19 protein-coding genes are annotated in these 19408 nt (G+C 38.1%); 17 read left to right on the top strand and 2 right to left on the bottom strand.

The features are described from left to right. The first annotated feature begins 30 nt into the window (after window positions 1-30). The 14 genes from KBP50_RS11280 to KBP50_RS11215 all read left to right on the top strand — a co-directional run bounded on the left by KBP50_RS11280 (window position 31) and on the right by KBP50_RS11215 (window position 13886). On the top strand, window positions 31-504 hold the full coding sequence (locus tag KBP50_RS11280) for a flavin reductase family protein (RefSeq protein ID WP_050352469.1): 474 nt from the start codon (window positions 31-33) through the stop codon (window positions 502-504). 106 nt (window positions 505-610) lie between these two features. Further along, window positions 611-2080: a 5-carboxymethyl-2-hydroxymuconate semialdehyde dehydrogenase gene (gene hpaE / locus KBP50_RS11275; RefSeq protein WP_050353516.1), complete on the top strand. Its 1470-nt coding sequence runs from the start codon at window positions 611-613 to the stop codon at window positions 2078-2080. A 14-nt stretch (window positions 2081-2094) separates the two neighbouring features. Beyond that, entirely contained in the window at window positions 2095-3075 is a 981-nt protein-coding gene (gene hpaD, locus KBP50_RS11270; protein WP_050352470.1) for a 3,4-dihydroxyphenylacetate 2,3-dioxygenase, read from the top strand. 132 nt (window positions 3076-3207) lie between these two features. Further along, on the top strand, window positions 3208-4128 hold the full coding sequence (gene hpaI, locus KBP50_RS11265; RefSeq protein WP_232231239.1) for a 2,4-dihydroxyhept-2-ene-1,7-dioic acid aldolase: 921 nt from the start codon (window positions 3208-3210) through the stop codon (window positions 4126-4128). A 127-nt stretch (window positions 4129-4255) separates the two neighbouring features. Continuing rightward, window positions 4256-5029: a fumarylacetoacetate hydrolase family protein gene (locus tag KBP50_RS11260; protein ID WP_236691426.1), complete on the top strand. Its 774-nt coding sequence runs from the start codon at window positions 4256-4258 to the stop codon at window positions 5027-5029. Next, a complete protein-coding gene (locus KBP50_RS11255; RefSeq protein ID WP_050352473.1) occupies window positions 5026-5787 on the top strand; it encodes a fumarylacetoacetate hydrolase family protein in 762 nt (253 codons plus the stop codon). The genes KBP50_RS11260 and KBP50_RS11255 overlap by 4 nt, the downstream gene beginning before the upstream one ends. Window positions 5788-5808: 21 nt before the next feature. Then, window positions 5809-6192 (top strand): 5-carboxymethyl-2-hydroxymuconate Delta-isomerase, encoded by a 384-nt coding sequence (locus tag KBP50_RS11250; RefSeq protein ID WP_050352474.1) that lies wholly within the window; start codon window positions 5809-5811, stop codon window positions 6190-6192. An 88-nt stretch (window positions 6193-6280) separates the two neighbouring features. Continuing rightward, on the top strand, window positions 6281-6970 hold the full coding sequence (locus KBP50_RS11245; RefSeq protein WP_050352475.1) for a GntR family transcriptional regulator: 690 nt from the start codon (window positions 6281-6283) through the stop codon (window positions 6968-6970). A 614-nt stretch (window positions 6971-7584) separates the two neighbouring features. After that, window positions 7585-8616, top strand: a complete 1032-nt coding sequence (locus tag KBP50_RS11240; RefSeq protein WP_232231240.1) for a TRAP transporter substrate-binding protein — start codon at window positions 7585-7587, stop codon at window positions 8614-8616. 15 nt (window positions 8617-8631) lie between these two features. Next, a complete protein-coding gene (locus tag KBP50_RS11235; RefSeq protein WP_050352477.1) occupies window positions 8632-9120 on the top strand; it encodes a TRAP transporter small permease in 489 nt (162 codons plus the stop codon). Beyond that, window positions 9110-10414, top strand: coding sequence for a TRAP transporter large permease (locus tag KBP50_RS11230; protein WP_050352478.1), 1305 nt, complete (start codon window positions 9110-9112; stop codon window positions 10412-10414). Before KBP50_RS11235 ends, KBP50_RS11230 begins: the two co-directional genes overlap by 11 nt. A gap of 622 nt (window positions 10415-11036) precedes the next feature. Further along, window positions 11037-11489 carry an antibiotic biosynthesis monooxygenase family protein gene (locus KBP50_RS11225; protein ID WP_050352479.1) on the top strand — a complete coding sequence of 151 codons (453 nt, stop codon included), beginning with the start codon at window positions 11037-11039 and terminating at the stop codon, window positions 11487-11489. A 44-nt stretch (window positions 11490-11533) separates the two neighbouring features. Continuing rightward, entirely contained in the window at window positions 11534-12325 is a 792-nt protein-coding gene (ytvA, locus tag KBP50_RS11220) for a YtvA family blue-light photoreceptor (protein ID WP_050352480.1), read from the top strand. 379 nt (window positions 12326-12704) lie between these two features. Continuing rightward, on the top strand, window positions 12705-13886 hold the full coding sequence (locus KBP50_RS11215) for a hydroxymethylglutaryl-CoA synthase (RefSeq protein ID WP_050352481.1): 1182 nt from the start codon (window positions 12705-12707) through the stop codon (window positions 13884-13886). 252 nt (window positions 13887-14138) lie between these two features. Here the strand turns inward: KBP50_RS11215 and KBP50_RS11210 are convergent, their stop codons facing one another. Further along, window positions 14139-14591, bottom strand: a complete 453-nt coding sequence (locus tag KBP50_RS11210) for an SRPBCC family protein (protein WP_050352482.1) — start codon at window positions 14589-14591, stop codon at window positions 14139-14141. Window positions 14592-15175: 584 nt separating this feature from the next. Here KBP50_RS11210 and KBP50_RS11205 point away from each other — a divergent pair. The 3 genes from KBP50_RS11205 (at window position 15176) to KBP50_RS11195 (ending at window position 17604) form a co-directional block, all read left to right on the top strand. Further along, window positions 15176-16042, top strand: coding sequence for an ABC transporter ATP-binding protein (locus KBP50_RS11205; protein WP_050352483.1), 867 nt, complete (start codon window positions 15176-15178; stop codon window positions 16040-16042). A 4-nt stretch (window positions 16043-16046) separates the two neighbouring features. After that, the gene (locus tag KBP50_RS11200) at window positions 16047-16751 is read left to right on the top strand and encodes a hypothetical protein (protein ID WP_050352484.1); all 705 of its coding nucleotides are present in this window, start codon (window positions 16047-16049) and stop codon (window positions 16749-16751) included. Window positions 16752-17067: 316 nt separating this feature from the next. After that, window positions 17068-17604, top strand: coding sequence for a sulfite exporter TauE/SafE family protein (locus KBP50_RS11195; protein WP_232231242.1), 537 nt, complete (start codon window positions 17068-17070; stop codon window positions 17602-17604). A gap of 1055 nt (window positions 17605-18659) precedes the next feature. On the opposite strand, the gene KBP50_RS11190 is transcribed toward KBP50_RS11195, so the two are convergent. After that, a complete protein-coding gene (locus tag KBP50_RS11190) occupies window positions 18660-19079 on the bottom strand; it encodes an Hsp20/alpha crystallin family protein (RefSeq protein WP_050352485.1) in 420 nt (139 codons plus the stop codon). Window positions 19080-19408: the final 329 nt, after the last annotated feature.

Raw genomic sequence — 19408 nt, 5'->3', positions numbered from 1 at the left:
TTATTATGAACTGACAGGAGGTTAATCCATATGGATAGTAGAGCTTTCCGAAATGCAATGAGTTGTTTTGCTACGGGGGTGACAGTGATTACAACTAAAGTGGAAGAAGAAACGCATGGTATGACAGCAAACGCATTTATGTCTGTTTCCTTAGAGCCAAAATTAATTACGGTATCTATAGACAATCGAGCGAATATGTTAACAAAAATCTACCAATCCGAAAAATTTGCGGTAAATGTTCTAGCGGATACGCAACAGGATATTTCCATGCATTTTGCAAATCAAGCGAAAAAATACGAGGAGGTCCCATTCGATATACTCAAAGGTGTTCCCATCATTCAAGATGCACTCGTTTCGGTTGTATGTGAAGTGGACCGAGCATTTGAAGTAGGCGACCATACACTTTTTATTGGGAAGGTAGAAGCCATTCATTCCAATAATGGAAATCCGCTAACGTTTTATAAAGGGCAGTATGGAAAGTATGAGCCAGCAGAATATGTGTAAATGAAACCGCCTCACAAATCATATATTATTTTATATACAATGTACTAATTTTTAACAAAGGAGCGGAGGAGTAATGGCAAATCAAATTGCGGAACAGCACGAGGAAATGAAACAAGCAGTAAAGGCTGTTCAACATTATATTGATGGAAAGTTTGTCGATGCAGATTCTCAGGACGTGTTTGAAAATATTAGTCCCTTTACTAACGAAACAATCAATGTAGTTGCTGCGGGAGAAAGAGCAGATATTGATAAGGCTGTAAAGGCTGCAAAAAAAGCCTTTCATGGCGAGTGGGGAAAACTTAAAGTAAGGGAGCGATTAGCCTATATTTACAAAATTGCCGATGTCATCGATGAGCATATTGACGAAATCGCGCCACTGGAATCTTTTGATACTGGGCTTCCGATAAGTCAAACAAAGAAAATGGTGAGCAGAGCAGCCTATAATTTTCGCTTTTACGCGGAGATGGTTGCGACACGAATGGTAGGAGAAGCGTATCAGGTAGATGATGAATTTTTAAACTACACAATTCATAAGCCTGTAGGGGTGGCTGGTTTAATTACCCCGTGGAATGCACCATTTATGCTGGAAACGTGGAAGCTTGCCCCAGCGCTTGCTACTGGAAATACGGTTGTGCTAAAACCAGCAGAATGGTCTCCGCTTACAGCGCATCGGTTAGCAGAGATTATTGACAAGGTAGGACTGCCGAATGGAGTATTTAATATTGTCCATGGTTATGGAGAAACAGCTGGTGCAGCGCTTGTCGCCCATCCAGATGTACCGTTAATTTCATTTACAGGTGAAACGACGACAGGCTCCGAAATTATGAAAAATGGAGCGGATCAATTAAAACGTTTTTCCATGGAGCTTGGGGGAAAGTCACCGATTATCGTGTTTGAAGATGCGGATGTAGAAAGGGCGTTAGACGCTTGCACATGGGGAATTTTCTCATTTAATGGTGAGCGTTGTACGGCTAATTCCCGCTTGTACGTGCATGAGAGTATTGCCTCAACGTTTATTAAACGATTAAAACAGCGTATTGCTAATATAACGGTCGGGGACCCATTAGATGTAAGTACACAAGTAGGACCGTTAATTCATCAACAACATTATGAAAATGTGAAACATTATTTAAAAATTGCGGAAGAAGAAGGGTGTGAAGTAATTAGTGGGAATGTGCCTGATAGTAAAGGTAATTACATTCCGCCGACGCTGTTACTTCATGCAAGAAATGATATGCGTGTGGTGCAGGAAGAAATTTTTGGACCGGTTATAGCAGCAATGACCTTTACTGATGAAGCAGAAGTGATTGAACTGGCCAATGATGTCCGCTACGGGCTGGCAGGGTATGTGTGGACAAAAGACATCCAGCGCGGTCATCGAGTCGCTCAAGCAATTAATTCGGGGATGTTATGGCTTAACGCTCAAAATGTAAGAGATTTGCGCACGCCATTCGGAGGTTCTAAGCATAGTGGAATAGGACGTGAAGGCGGGCACTATGCGTTTGATTTTTATACAGAAACACAGATTGTTCATGTAGCATTAAAGGACCATCACATACCGCAGTTTGGCAAATAGAAGGGGGCACTGGGATGGATTTTAATATTATACGTGCGGGGCGTGCTGTCCTGCATGTTACCAATTTAGAGAAGTCACGTCCGTTTTATGAGGCATTGGGATTTGTGGTAACAGAAGCGGATAGCGAAAATATATTTTTTCGCGGTTTGGAAGAACATAACCATCATAGCTTATGGCTAAAACAGACGACAGAACCAGCTGTGGAAGCAATTAGTTATAAAGTGACCTGTGAAAATGATTTGGAAGAACTAGAAAAGCTATTTCACAGCCAAGGAAGACAAGTAAAGTGGCTGCCAAAAGGGGAGCAGCACGCCATAGGTCGGGCGCTTCGTGTTCAGGATGTTACTGGTATACCTCTGGAATTTTATGCAGAAATGGAGTCTGTAGAGCGATTATTGCAGCGTTATGACTTGCATAAGGGAGCCAAAGTTCAACGAATTGATCATTTTAATTGCATGGTACGTGACGTCGAATCAGCTTATTATTATTACGTACAGAAGCTAGGTTTTGCGTGTTCTGAGTATACGGAAGGAGAACAAGAAAAGATTTGGGCTGCTTGGCTTCATCGTAAGCCTTCTGTCCATGATGTGGCGTTTATGAATGGTTTAGGACCACGTTTACATCATATTGGTTTTTGGCTGAAAGATCCAATGAGTCTCATTGATGGTTGTGATGTGCTAGCAGCCGCAGGATATAGCGCTAATATTGAAAGAGGACCCGGTCGGCATGGGCTTTCGAATGCATTTTTCTTATATGTCAGAGATCCAGATGGTCATCGGATTGAATTATACAATGGGGATTACCTAACGAGTGATCCCGACTTTAAGCCAATTAAATGGGATTTAGATGACCCGATGAGGCAAACGTTTTGGGGTCATCAAGCACCTGACTGCTGGTTTGACGAGGCTTCTGAAGTTCTAGATATACTGACAGGACAAAAATTGCCGTTACAGGAACCAAAACTGAAGAAAAGTAAGCCGCAATTTGTAATGTAACGTATCGCAGATGTACAGAGAAGGAAATAAAAGGGCATATTATTGGACCTCATTCGTCCATGCTCAAACAGTTTGTTACCATTTTGCTTCATCCGTATTTTGAAGCACTAACTTTTAGAAAGGATGGTTCACTTGGTTAAAAAATATGAAGAGATAAAACAACGCTTACGAGGATCTGTCACCCCGTTAATTACTCCGTTTAAAGCGAACTATGAAATAGATTACGAGAAACAAGTAGAATTAATCGAATACCAGCTGGACAATGGAACACACGCTATTTCCGTTACAGGCACCTCGGGAGAACCAAGCTCGCTTACGCTAGAAGAACGTGTCTATGTCATGGAAAATGCTAAACAGGCAATCAACGGCAGAGTTCCATTTGCTCCAGGAACGGGTTCTACCAATCATGACGAAACGATGTATTTAACGAAGAAAGCCCGGGAAATTGGTGCAGATGCAGCAATGGTAATTGTTCCATACTATAATAAACCAAACCAACAGGCTTTATATAAGCATTTTAAGACAATAGCTGATACGGTCGATATACCTATTATTGTCTATAATATACCTGGACGGACAGCTGTAAATATGGAAGTGGAAACATTAGCAAGACTAAGAGAAGATTGTCCGAACATAATTGGTGTAAAAGAATCGAATAAAGACTTTGAACATGTGAATCGTGTATTACTTCATTGCGGAAGAGATTTTTTGTTATTTTCAGGTATTGAACTGCTTTGTTATCCGATGCTTGCTATTGGTGGCGCAGGTTCCATTAGTGCTACATCTAATGTCGAGCCGAAGAAGGTAGCTGAGATGCATAATGCATGGGCAGAAGGAGATATTAAGCGTGCGCAGGACCTACATTTTGAATTAATGACATTAAATGACGTATTGTTTAAAGATACGAACCCAGCTCCAGTGAAGGCGGCACTTGGGATGATGGGGAAAATTGAACCTGTACTACGCTTGCCAATGGATGTTCCTAATGAGGCATTGCAAAAAGAAATTCATCAAACTTTAGTTGATTACGGGAAGTTATTACAGCATACGTGAGCTTTGCTTTTCAATATACATTTTATAGCAATATTCAAATGAACGAATTCATCTGGGTATTGCTTAAATTCATTTTTAAAATCATGCACAATAAATGAGGATGGTGAAAATGTTGCAGACGGTATATATGAAATTATCAGGAATACAACCCATACAGGAAGGCAAAGTGAATTTGAATGAACAGGAAGTATGGATAGACGGTAACTCATACAGAAATAAAGAATTGTCATTCGATATTCCTATAACCGGAACTATATACGGTACACTATTAAATTATCGCAACGCCTATACCCAATTAAAAGAGGCAATGTACCAGGAACCATATCAAGCACCACCACAAGCTCCTGTTCTGTATATAAAACCGCAGAATACGCTTATTGCTGCTGGATCCCTAATCCCAATTCCAGAAGAAGAGCAGGAATTGGATATGGGGGCTGCTTTAGGAGTTGTAATTGGAAAAACGGCTAGCAAAATCGACGAATTTCATGCCTTAGACTTTGTGGAAGGATATACGATTGTCAATGATGTCAGCATCCCTCACGACAGTGTTTATCGTCCTCCAGTGAAAGAAAAAGCGCGCGATGGTTTTTGTCCTGTTGGTCCATGGATCATGTCAAAAACTGCTGTTCATAATCCAAATGAATTAGAAATTCGCGTGCTAGTTAATGGAGAGCTGAGACAAAAAAGTAATACCAATCAGCTTATTCGTTCCGTAGAAAAATTACTTGCTGACATAACGGAGTTTATGACGCTTGCAAAGGGAGATGTATTATTAGTCGGTGTTCCAGAGAACCCGCCACGAGTAAAAGCGAAAGATCACATCCATATTGAAATAGATCAGATAGGAGTACTTGAAAATACCATTGCCACAGAGAAAGCAAGTGTAGGAGGGAGATTATGAAGCATGCACGTGTAGCATACGATGGGCTTATTCAAGAGGCAACTGTCAATGGTGATGGTGTTCAACTGCTTGATGGTAGATTAGTGACAGAAGATGAAGTAGTCTGGTTACCACCTGTACAACCGAATACCATTTTTGCGTTAGGGTTAAACTATGCGGATCATGCAAAGGAACTATCATTTTCAGCAGTTCAAGAGGAGCCGCTTGTCTTTTTTAAAGGTCCGAATACGTTAATTGGTCACAAAGGAAAGACGGTTCGCCCAAATGACGTGACATTTATGCATTATGAATGTGAATTAGCGGTGGTGCTTGGCAAGCAAGGAAAGCATATTCAACAAGCAGAAGCTTATGATTATGTAAGAGGCTATACGGTAGCGAATGATTATGCCATTCGAGATTATTTAGAAAATTACTACCGCCCAAACCTGCGTGTGAAGAATCGCGATGGTTGCACACCTATAGGTCCGTGGCTTGTCGATAAGGAAGATGTACATGACCCGATGAATTTAACGCTGCGAACTTACATTAATGGAAAGAAAACACAGGATGGTACAACTGCAGATATGCTTTTAAGTATACCGCAATTAATCGAGTACTTAAGTAGTTTTATGACATTATATCCAGGGGATATCATCTTAACAGGAACGCCAAAAGGATCAGTCGATACAGTTGTCGGAGATGAAGTCGTAACTGAAATTGAAGGGGTCGGTCGCTTGGTAAATACGGTAGTTGGTGAAGAAGTGTTGCAAAACAGTTGAACTAGTAAAGGAGATAATGCAATGCCACATTTGATTATCGAGTATACAACAAATATTCGGAAAGAAATAGATATCGCGAATTTGTTAAAAATCGCCAATCAGGCGTTATTATCACATCATGACATTATTCCAATAGGGGGTCTTCGCTCCAGAGCAATCGCATTAGAAGATTATCTTATTGCTGATGGTACCGAGGATGATGCCTTTATCCATGCAACTTTAAAACTAGGAAAAGGACGAACGGAGACTGAAAAAAAACGGCTTTGCGATGACTTATTTACGGCAATGACAGACCATTTAACCTCCGTTTTCAAAGCACGGTACCTAGCTATCTCGCTGGAATTGTATGAATTTACTTTCCCAACGTATAAATTAAACAATATTCATCAACGCTATCCAAAGTAGATTTAAAGCGGGGGTAAAATAATCGAAGTTATGGCATAATATCCACCTTTTTGACATCATATATCATCTAGTATATGATATATCCACTATGGAAAATAAACCGATTACTAAAAAACAAAAAGCATATGATTATATGAAGTCGCGGATTATTGAAGGACACTATGCACCGGGACAACGCATCGTGATTAACCAATTAGTGAAAGAACTATCTACAAGCGCCATTCCGATTCGGGAGGCGGTTCGGCAATTAGAAGCGGAAGGGCTCATTGATTACCAAAACAATATTGGCCCAGTAGTGACGCCGATTGATAAACACGAATATGTAGATACGCTCTCCGTTCTAGCTGTTATGGAAGGATATGCAACAGCATTAAGCAGCCAACATGGTATTCCAGAGGGAAAGATAGCGGAGTTAACCATGAAAAATCAACAAATGAAGGAGGCAATAGAAGCGTTTGATTTTCAAGCGTTTGGACAATTAAATCGTGATTTTCATAATTTAATTTATCTATTTTGTAACAATACCTATTTGGTTGAAGAAATTCATAGATTATGGAGAAAACTAGATTCCATTCGCAGAGCAGGTTCAGCATTCCATCCAAAACGAGCAATAGCTTCGATTGAAGAACATAAGCAGTTAATCCATTTATTAAGTCAAAATAAGGAATTTGAAACAATCGAGAAGGCGGCGAGAAACCATAAGTTAAATACGAAAGATTCATTTTTAAGTCAGCAGCATGTTTATGGAGAAGCTTTTTTACAGAATAACAAAGTATAAAATCTTTTACTCCCTTCCCCTTATATATTGATTGGAAGCGTCTTAAAATAGTGGTTGAATAGACCATTACTATCAACATGTAAGGGGATATTTAATAAGTAAACAAATGCTATATCCTTAATTATATATGATTTCATATATATAATTAATTTTTGGTATGCCAGGCATGTGCACGTTTTATAGGGTTAAAGTCCCGAATCGTGAAGGCAGTAGTAACGATTAGCTAAAGACAAGTGTGTCTAGGGCGACCCCGGAATCTGAAGGAAATTGGCGGCAAATCTCCGCCTTTAGGAACATGAACTTCAATAGAAGGCTAGGTTATACTTGGATGAGATTGCCGAACAAATCAAAGTCCATACTGCCAAAGGGTATACAGAGTAAATGGTGTTGAGATATGGAGAGGAAGAATGTGCGCTTACGTTGAGAGATCTGATAGAAACAACGTGGTGCACACGCCGTAACCGAACATGAGAGTGTTCGCTACTGCTCGAATATAAAAATGCATTATTATTCGTGACTATGGGTGCAAACGTAATAAAAGAGAAACAGCTTTACATTGCATGTGTATCATTGTAAGCGCTATCGTGTTTTGTTTTTTGTATGGAGGTGAAATGATGTTTCGTAAAATAAGGATGTTGATAGGAATCGTAGTATTATTTATTCTGGTTGCGTGTTCAGAAGGGATTGCTTCCACTAGCTCTGAGCACCATTTGATAATTTCGCACTTTTTACCAGGAAGTCATCCGATACAAACAGATGTTTTTCAAGCTATTGGTAATGAAATGAAAGAAAAGTCTAATGGTGCTATTTCATATGATTTGTATCCTGCCAATGCATTAGGAGATGCAGGTTCACAATATGATATGGCTGTTACAGGAGAAGTTGATATCGCTTTAAGTGTTCACGGTTATTCACCCGGAAGGTTTCCACTAGTATCGATATTGGAATTGCCTTTTTTTGCAGAATCAGCAGCGCATGGATCTGAAATCATGGAGCATTTGTATGATGAGTTTCCAAGTATTCAAAATGAACATAATGACACGATCCCTTTATTTTTATTTACAGCCGATCCAGCACAGCTAGTAACGAAAGCGGAGCCGATTAAATCACCGGAGGACGTGAAGGGATTACGAATTCGCTCTCCTTCTCCATTAGCAAATGATATTTTAGAAGTGCTAGGAGCTGTTCCGGTATCTATGCCGATGGGAGATGTATATGAATCTATGGAACGTGGCGTCATTGATGGAGCGATGATTCCTTTAGAAGCGTTGTACAATTACAACCTATATGAAGTAGCAAACTATATTACGATTGGAAACTTTTCTACAACTCCTTTTTTTGCCGTTATGAATCAAGATAAGTATGAGCGATTGTCCGAATCAGAAAAAACAATCGTTCAACAAGCGACTGGTATAGAAACTGCAATAAAAAGTGGCAGTGTTTTTGATGAAGATGGCAAAAAAGGGAGAAAGCTAGCAGAAGATAATGGTGCCCAAGTGTACGAAGTGATGGGGAATAATTTAGCCGAATGGAAAGAAGCTTTGGATCCTATTTTTGACGCTTGGGTTAACGAGATGGAGAAAGACGGTTTGCCTGGAGGCGAAATCTATCAGCGAGCTTTAGAACTGAAAGAAGAGTTAAGATGAAAGAGGCGATTATAAATGGATAGATGGATTAAACAATTAGCGAAACTTTCTCATTTTGCGGCCCAATTTATCTTGTTTTTGATGGCTATGTTTATTACGTTAGATGTATTATCAAGGTGGCTTTGGAATAGACCGATCACAGGAACGGTAGACTTTATGGAACTTGGGCTGTCAATGGTGATTTTTTTAAGCATTGCTTATACACACGTAAAGGAAGAACATATTACAATCGATTTTTTTGTGGAACGTTTTTCAACGCGTACGCAATTTATTCTAGATGGCATTATTCATTTAATTATTGCGGTGTTATTGGTTTTGGTTGCATGGAGTACGGGAAGGTACGCCGTTCGTTTGTATCATGCAAATACAGTGACAGGTGATTTAGCTATTTCATTATATCCAATTGCATGGCTTGCTGTTATGGGATTAAGTTTATTTGCTTGGGCTGCTTTGTTGCATGCGATACGTTATATGCAAAAGGGGGCCAACACAAATGACTCCTGAACTGATTGGGTTGTTAGGAATTATTGGATTGATTATGCTGCTGTTATTAAAAATACCAGTAGGCATTGCATTAATTCTCATTGGTTTGATCGGTACAACACTTATCCGTGGTTGGGATGTTGCGTTTGCTCAGTTAGGAAGAACTCCTTTTGATACAGCGAGTTCATACTCGTTAAGTGTGATTCCGTTATTCATATTAATGGGAATGCTTCTTTCGTATACAGGAATGGGTAAGGATTTATACCGGGCTGTTGATAGCTGGATTGGTCATTTAAGAGGTGGATTAGCGATGGCAACTATAGGTACGGCAGCTGTTTTTTCGGCTATCTCAGGTTCGTTAAATGCTACAACTGCAACGGTTTCTAAAATAACTTTACCAGAAATGAAAAAATATAATTATAAGCCAAGCCTTTCTACAGCGTGTGTTGCAGCAGGCGGAACATTGGGTATTCTCATACCGCCAAGCGTAATATTAATTTTATATGGTATACAAACAAGAGAACCGATTGGAGAGTTGCTCATTGCAGGTATTATCCCTGGAATGATCCAAATGATCATTTTTATACTCATTGTTGCATTGCTTGTGCGGAAGGATCCTTCATTGGCACCTGTAAGATCAGAACAGGGATCAACAAGAGAAAAACTCCATACGATAAAGAGTATTTGGCCATTTCTAGCGTTATTTCTAATTAGTATTGGCGGAATTTACGTAGGGGTTTTTACACCTACAGAAGCGGCTGGAGTCGGAGCGATGGGGGCCATGCTTTTTTCTTTTCTTTCAAGAAGATTGAATTGGCACAAGCTAAAACTTGCCTTTAATGAATCCGTAAAATTGACAGCATATATTTTTTTAATTCTTATTGGCGCTACGTTATTTAGCCAGTTTTTAACGATTAGCAGACTACCAGTGGAACTAACCAGTTTAGTTAGTCATTTGGAATTGAACCCATATGTTATTCTAATTGCTATTTTGTTGGCATTGTTTTTGCTTGGATGTTTTATTGAAGGTTTGTCGCTTATTGTGCTTACCATTCCCATTATCTATCCGATTATTTTAGAGTTGGGATTTAACGGTGTTTGGTTCGGTATCATTATGGTAATGGCAATTAATATCGGTTCATTAACGCCCCCACTTGGGATTAGTATTTTTGTAATTAAAGGAGTTGCTACAGATATACCTGTACAAACCATTTTTAAAGGCGCTATCCCGATGATTGCTGGGATGATAATTTGCGTACTGATCCTCATTGTCTTTCCTTCCATTGTCACTGTTTTACCGAGTTTAATGAGATGAATTATTAGCGAAAGGGGCTTTCAGGACATGAGAGCTTCTTTTTACAGAATAAGAAAGTATAAAATTAGGTGCTTGGAGATAACGAAATAACTGAATAGCCACGCCCGGCGCATGAGCCCAGCAACGATGCGACTTTAGAAATGCGCCCTACGATAAGTCCTCATCGGTTCGTCGCCTCACCGTGATTCCTTTATCTTTAGTTGATTCGTTCCATTCGCTACGTTGCTAAACGGGCGCCCCGCGCCTTTGTTTTTTTAGTATTTCAAGTTTTAGAAATTAGTATTCTCATTAAATATAGCATCATAGCTTGCGATAGTTTTTAAATTTTTCCGTACTTACGAGAGTGATCATGTTTGTCCAGCTTGTTAATAGCCTTAAGGACAAGGGAATCTATGTTAGCGACATCGCGCGTATAAAAAGTATTTATCTTTTAGGAAGCCTAAGATGGTAGCCTTTGTTAATGCTTCAACGGTGGGGTGCTTCCACCCTTCTTTATTGAAGATTGCTTGATCAGAAACGAAACATAACCTATCAAGTAAACTGCTGAGACTTCATTATGTTGCTAAAGCTTTGCAAAAATATGTTATGCTGAAATTAAGAACTGCAAGGGAGGATGCTGACGGTGAAAGTAAACATAATAGAGCTAAACGAGAAGCAACAATTATCTATAAATGAAATCGGGAACAACATTTGGATTGCTTCGGAAGCACAAAAAAAGAAATACGAAATTATAGATCAAGCAAATACTTTACAAACAAAGGGTATTATTGTTTTAAATTGTATTCCTGTTCATGATGAAAAAAGGAGACGTTTTGAAGAACGGTTTTTAAACCGGCCTAGATTAATAGAAAATGAGCCAGGATTTGTTGCAATTCGCGTATTACGCCCAGTACAAGATGACATATATATAGTCTTGACTCAGTGGCAGACAGAGGAGGCTTTTCGAAACTGGCAGGCATCTACTGCCTACCAACATGCACATAGAAAAAGAAAAACACAGCAAGGGATTGACCAAGAAACAGGTGTACTAAAAAACAAACCTTACCACAAGTTGTATCGACCAATTACTAATTAAATTATCGAGAAATAGCAGATTATGAACGAAAGAGGACTGTAAGTATGGTAAATAAACGACATGAAAAATTATATTTATTTGAAAAAGCATTAAACTATACTGGGGTTGGATTAATTATTACTGACCCTAATTTAGAGGAAAATCCGATTATTTTTGTAAACAGAGGTTTTACAGAATTGACTGGGTATATGGAAAATGAAGTAGTTGGGAAAAATTGCCGCTTTTTGCAAGGAACAGAAACAGATCCTTACAGTTTGGAGCGGATTCGTAAAGCAATACAAGCAAACGAATCGATTACAATACAGGTATACAATTATAAGAAAGACGGGACAGGCTTTTGGAATGAGTTATCGATTGACCCGATGTGGGTGGAAGAAGAACAAAAATATTACTTCGTCGGTGTGCAAAAAGATGTGACCAATGAGAAGGAGAGCGAACGACTATTACAAAATAGTTTGTTAGAGATCGAAAAGCTTTCAACGCCTATTGTACCGATTCGCGATGATGTAGCGGTCTTGCCGCTCATTGGAAATATGAATGATCAACGGATGGAAACAATGATGGCAACTATATCTACCTATATGGAACAAGCGAATGAAGAATATATTATTATTGACTTATCTGGTCTACACGAAGTAGATACATACACGGTATCACGTCTATTAAAGATTCACCAATTTATTTCATTAATGGGAAAAAAATTATTATTTGCTGGCATTCGTCCTGATATGGCATTAAAAACGGTGATTATTCAGGATACATTTAAAGATATGAATACGTTTAAAAATGTAAAGATGGCGTTGCATTTTATAGATAAGGAGAAAGAGGATAAATAGGTTACACGTTAACAAAGCAGAAGGCGACAACTACTCGAGCGTCTCCTTCTGCTTTTTTTGAACTTTTGTGTCTTGAAAATTCTTCCTAATTTACACTGGAGATTTCCAACTGCAAGGGTAGAGGCAGAGATCGCTAACATTCATTCTACTCTCCGCCTTTCCAACGTTTCCAGAAAGGGGGAGCTGTTTTTTGAAATTAATTCTAATCCTTAAAAATGAAAGGCTTAACTCTGTTAGCTCCATCGAAAAATGGAAGCGCCAATATTGTGTTTAATAGTAGATTATATTATGATGTACTATGGTAGAACTTTTATAATGAATTGTGAAAATAGTCACTTAAATAAAAAGTGTTATCAAGTATGAAGTAAAGGAGCTTATTATGAAAATAGGGATTGATAAAATAGGTTTTTACGCTCCGCATTTATATGTGGACATGAATAATTTGGCAAAAGCTAGAGACGTAGAACCGGCAAAATTCACCATTGGTATTGGTCAGGAAAAAATGGCTATTGCACCACTTACACAAGACGCAGTTACATTAGCTGCCAACGCAGCAATGGAAATTCTGGATGATTCGGATAGAGCTGCAGTTGATTTTGTTATATTTGGTACAGAAACAGGAGTTGACCACTCAAAAGCAGCAGGGGTTTATGTTCATCATTTACTGAACCTGCAACCTCATACGAGAACAGTAGAAGTAAAGCAGGCATGTTTTGGCGCAACTGCTGGTATTCAAATGGCAAAAGGGCATATTGCTTTAAATCCAGACAGTAAGGTTTTAGTATTAGCTTCAGATATTGCGAGATACGGGCTTCGAACTGGCGGTGAGGCGACACAAGGTGCTGGTGCAGTTGCCATGATCATTAGTAAGGATCCAAAAATTTTGGCACTTGAAGAGCCGTCGTCCTATTTAACAGAGGATGTGATGGATTTTTGGCGTCCGGTTTATTCGGAATATGCACAGGTAGATGGGAAACTTTCGAATGAAATGTACTTGTCGTTCTTTGAAAAAATTTGGAATGCATATAAACAAAAAACAGGGTTAGGTATTGGTGACTTTGCTGCTATTTGTTACCATCTTCCATATACAAAAATGGGATTAAAGGCTTTACGTACTATTTATGATCAAGGCACTGAAACAGATAAAGATCGCTTACTGGAAAACCTGGAATACAGTAAAATTTATAATAAACATGTCGGTAATATTTATACAGGCTCTTTATATTTAAGCTTTCTGTCATTGCTTGAACATCAAAGCAATCTAAATGCGGGTGATAGAATAGGGTTGTTTAGCTATGGTTCTGGAGCTGTTGGAGAGTTCTTTACTGGTCTTCTGCAACCTGATTATCAAGTCCATTTAAACACGAAACAACATCAGGATTTACTCGCGTCGAGAAAAGAAGTGAGTGTGGAAGAGTATGAACAAATCTTTGAAGCAAAATTGCCTAAGGATGGAACAGATTTTGAACTTGATGTAGACGCTGACCCAGCTAAAATAAAGCTTTCTGGAGTTGGTGGTCATATCCGTCATTACATGAATAGTAGTCAAGTGAAGGTTTAAAGAGGTATGAGCGGGCTTCTCGTGTATGGAGAAATCCGCTCGTTTTTTATGCATGCAATTTGCAGTAAGACTTGCTATTCCATAGTAAGTAGGGAAGCTCAGAAGATAAGTGGAAGATTCAACTGAAGTCACATATCCGCTTCTGTTTAATTAAAAATAGTAGGAAATAAGAGAAAACCCCAATTCATGGAGTTTTTACTGTTAAATAAATCGTTTGGATGACTGTTCTGACTATTTTCTTAGTCCAAAAGTTTACGAAAAACTTTGGCGTTTGGTTATTTCTTGAGAAATAGCTTCCGTTAATTCTGAAGTCATTTTAGGAACAAATGATTTTAACGCTGGATTGATCACAGGTCCCATTATTCCCCCTGCTTTGATATCCAAATGGCCGGTCATTTTCGTCTGGTCAGCGTTAATAGCCTTGGCATTAAATGCTCCACTACCGGTAAATTTTTCACTTAAGCCTTTCAAGTCAAATGTTACTTTTTCAGGCTTTTCCCATTTGGTGATAATCACCTTTAAATGTACTTTCTTATGAACGATACCGAGGTCGCCTTTGAACGTCCATGTCGATTCCTTATCGTTGATAATTTCATGATCAATATAACCAGGTACTAATGGCGCCCAATAGTTCATGTCGCTAACAAAATTCCACACATGTTCAATTGGCACATTTAGGGTAACCTTCTTCGTTCCACTAGGCATAAAATGTCTCAGCCTCCTTTTATTTATCTAGGTTTAGTAACAATTGGTATTAAATTTAGCAGCAACAAAATAGGATAAAGAAAATTCGCGCCTCATTTAAATAATTATAACGTACATCAACAGCTAATATAAAACAATTATTAAGCTATAGTTTATGTTATACCACAAATAAGCTATATTTAACCATATATCAATCGGAAGATAATCAATCTAGATGGAGAATAGGAAAAATTATGAACAATAGGTATAGTAATCGAGATTATTATTTTCACAAAAGGTGCTATTTACAGAAGAAATAGTGTAAAGCAAGTACACAACACAGTATAAGCAAGGCGAACAGTTAAGTCACAAGTAAGAACGAGCAACCAAGCATAGTATTCAAGCCTCAAGCTAGATCGAGCAACCGAGTAAGGGGAATAGTTAAGTCACAAGCCAGATCGAGTAAGTAAGCAAACCGAACGTTTAACTCACAAGCTGATGAGCACTAAGTAGAGAGCTCGAGCGAGCCTCGATCCAGCTATCCAGTATAAATCAAATAAAATGGCCGTAGAAGCAAACGGTGAAAAAGAAGGGAGTACGGTGAAGTGGGGATACTGATTCAAGGAAAGAATGTTTCCAAAAAAGTGAATAATAATTGTATTTTAGATCATATCGACTTTACCTTTTGTCAAGGCGAAGCAGTAGCAATTATTGGTACGAATGGTTCAGGGAAGAGCACGCTGCTTCGGCTTTTAACTGGGATTACGCAGCCTTCGAGTGGTACTATTCAACGTGATAATTGTCGTATTGGCTATGTACCAGAACAATTTCCGGTAAATATGTCGTTTACAGCATTTGACTACCTTTATCATTTAGGGAGGATTGAAGGGCTATCCCGTGAAACATCGAAGAAGAGAGCCCGCCAACTTCTCAAGCAATTTGGTTTACAAGCAACGTCTAAAGTAATGAAGCTCTATTCTAAAGGAATGAGGCAAAAAGTAAACATCATGCAAGCATTGTTACATTCTCCCCGTCTACTAATTTTAGATGAGCCATTATCGGGTTTGGATGATACCGCTCAATTAGAAGTCGAGTCTATTTTATATGAGCTAAAAGAAAAAGGACTGACCATCATATTCACCTGTCATGACGATATACTTTTAAAACGACTTGCAGACCGTATCGTCCATTTGCGAAATGGCAAGTTCATGGAAGCTACTGAAACAATTTTAGCAACAAAAGAAAACCCAGTTACGATTGAAACGACCCTTCCAGCTGACTATTTAGTACTGAAGCAATTTGACAACAACCCCAAAATAAATGCGATGCAAATACTTGCAAATAAAGTTATATTCAAAGTACACCCGTTAAAAAGCGATGAAATGATTCTTCAATTGATTCAAGCTGGTGTTTCCATAATTTCTGTTACGCAAACTAGACAGATTGACGTTTTTAATAAAGAGAGGGGGTAAAGGAATGAAAGCTTTAATTGTGTATCATTTAATAGCTTACATTAAATCTTATAATTACGTTGCGCCAATGAGCATTTTTATTATGATCCTAGTAGTCAATTATTCTATCTATCCTAATCCCGTTTTAGCAAGCTATGGAGCGACAGCTATCTATTTGTATATCATTGCAGCCTGGATTTCCCTTCGTTTTTTCCATACAGAAGATATAGTCCAACAACAAGTAACCATTCTCCATGCTGGAAACGATAAAAAATATTTTTGCAGTATGTACCTAGCCGCAGGTTGTATTGTGGCTCTGTTAGCTTTTGTTTCTATATTTTATCCTCTTGTATTTGGGATGTTTTCCAAGCAGGTAACGTTGCAGGAGCTTGGAATTGGATTTGCAACGCATTGTTTATTAGGAATGGTTGCAATTACCTTAAGTGGAGTATTTTCTAGAGCAATCATTGCTAAAAAGATAAATTCCTGGTTAGGACTCAGCTTCATGCTTATTGTGTCCATTGCCTCTTTAGGGTTAGAACAACTAATACCGGGATATTGGAAATACATATTATTTATCCTTCCGCCAGTTTCAGAAATGGCTCTACTTATGAGAGAGCCATTAGACCTTCATGGCATTTTCTGTGTTTATTTATGGACCGTGGCATATATAGGTGTTATGGTGGCGGCGTTTTTTATTATTTATCGTCGTAAAAAGAAATTTTCATAAAAAACATGCCGTTCCAAGGGTGGTAGAGGAAGCTTTGACGTATGAACATAGCCTATTTACCCTGTTCTTTGCTATATATATTACCAAACTTACTTCCTAAGCGTCTTCTTAAATTGTTAATCTTTTTATTCCGTATATAAGGTGCTGTAAGACTCCCATTTCAGAAGTTGGATAATCTGTACTGCAACAAGTCTAAGTGGGAGATAACAGCACCTAAATGCCTGATTCGTTCGTCTAACAATCAGTGGGGGGAATGAAAACCCTCACTGATTGAAGATTGCTTTATTGGATTTTTAGATAGAGGAGGAATACGCTTTTGTTTGATTTAACGACAATCGACTGGCTAATCGTTATACTATGTGCGTTATTTATCGGCTTTTCCAAATCAGGTCTTCCGAATTTAGTTATATTAGTTGTTACATTAATTATGTTTGTATTTCCAGCTAAGGAATCGATTGGAGTTTTACTTCCTATGCTTCTAATTGGGGATTTGTTTGCAGTTCTCTATTATCGTCGTAATGTTATTTGGAAATATTTAATATCACTTCTTCCATGGATATTACTAGGTATCATCAGCGGTTTTTTTGTTTTACAGCAAGTAAATGATGACCAGCTAAAGCCAATTATTGGTGCGATTGTACTCATTATGATTGGTTTAAAAGTCATTCGTGATCGATTTGGAGAACGCTTTAATCAGCTTTTACCAACTTCCTTATTTTTTACAATTATCATGGGAGTTCTCAGTGGCTTTACGACGATGGTAGGAAATGCTGCTGGTGCTATTATGACTATTTATTTGTTAGTAAAAGGTGTACCAAAGAGGGAATTTATCGGTTTATCACCGTCAATTTGATTAAAGTTCCTTTTTATAAGAATAAGAAAGTATAAACTTAGGTGCTTATGGATAATGAAATAACCGAATAGTCACGTCCAGAGCATGAGCCCAGCAACGATGCGACTTTAGAAATGCGCCCTACGATAAGGCCTCAGCGGTTCGTCGCTAAGGGGAAGGCCGACTAAAAACGGGCTTGCCGCCCAGACGTCGGCATACCCCAGTTTTAGTGGCATGATTCCTAAATCTTTAGTTGATTCGTTCCATTCGCTACGTTGCTAAACGGGCGCTTACGCCTTTGTTCCACTATAGGAAAGTATAAAATTTTTTGGTTTATAGTATAAGAAAAACAAAGGCTTCCGCCATAAGACTTGGCGACAAGCCAAGTTTTTCTAATTGTATTTAGGATTAATCAGCAGTTCATCATTCAGTTTGAATGTAATTCATGATTCCGATTATTTTATTGGGTGCCTTGTTAGGTGTTAGGATTTTGCCACTTATACCACAAAAAGTGTTCACTAGTTTAGTTTTACTATTGGCAGCTATAGGAGGAATATGTTTAGTATTTGGTTAACGTAATGAGGGGCTCCGGAAAAGTTGCTTGGGAAGCTCGAAAGTTGCTTAGGAAAGCCGCAAAAAATCCCACGCGAAATGTAGAAAGTAACATAATTCTATTCAGGGTTCATTTAATAATATTTACCTGATAAAGGCTAGTTTGCATGAAGCAATTGCATGAATGAACTAGATGAAAAAGCTATACATAATAGATCACCATAATAACAAGTGAAATAAAAATCTTACCTGCAAATTTCACTTGAATCTCCTCCAATCATGCGTGATTTGTTCACTTCTAGTATAAAAGTAACAAATCGTTGTTAATTCTGTATGAAAGTAGCGTAAATTATTTGTAAATATACGTAAGAAGAGCTGTTCAAAACGCTATTAAAATGAGACAAACCACATGGATTCTAATTTAATAATCTGAATGCCATGTGGCTTCCTTTAATAGGGGTCATTAACTTATACTGGAATCTGTTTTGCCAAAGAATTGAAAAACCAGAGGATATAGCAGTTGATTACGAATCTGTTGTATCATGTATGTCAATAAATTTTCTACTGGAATTGTTTTTGGGAATAATGACTTGCAAAATGCCATTGTTTAATCTCGCTTTTGTTTCTTTTTCAGATATAGCAAATGGAAGCGTAATGTTTTTTTCTGCTTTGCGATTGTAAGTGTCGTTATCAGTGTAAGAGTGATCTTCGGCGGTAATTCGTAATTGATTACCAAATATTTCAAGTTGAATTTGATCCCGTTTAAAACCAGGTAATTCGGCTTCTACAATTACATTAGCTTCTGTTTCACGGGTGCGAACGTTCAATGGCCGCTTAATTAGCGCATTGAAATTTTTGGCAGATTCGTTGAAGAAAGCGTCCATTTGCTCCATAATACCTTGAAAAGGCCCACGTTCTCCCCTTTTCCATCGATTATGATCCATTAGATCCCACCTCTTTCTTGCATATTTATTATTACTATATGCTGTGCTGTTCCAATCGTTTTGGGCGGGCGCATAAAAAATAGAGAATTCACTTAAATCAAATGCTAAGTATAGCAGCAAAAAGCTTGAACTAGATCGTAAAATCTTTACTAATGTATTCCTAGTATTTACATTCTAAATTTCATGATAAAAACAATAATTTTCCTGTTATTTCTATTGAATTACCTCTAAAATATGCTTTGTTTCTAAAAAATTTTAAGAAATATTTAATGGTTTAAATGCAATATATTGGAAGCGTTACCTTAGTTAATTTATAAGTAATTGTGATT

Source organism: Virgibacillus pantothenticus (assembly GCF_018075365.1).
GTDB classification, from domain to species: Bacteria; Bacillota; Bacilli; order Bacillales; family Amphibacillaceae; genus Virgibacillus; species Virgibacillus pantothenticus.
This window is presented reverse-complemented; position numbering and strand designations above follow the sequence as displayed.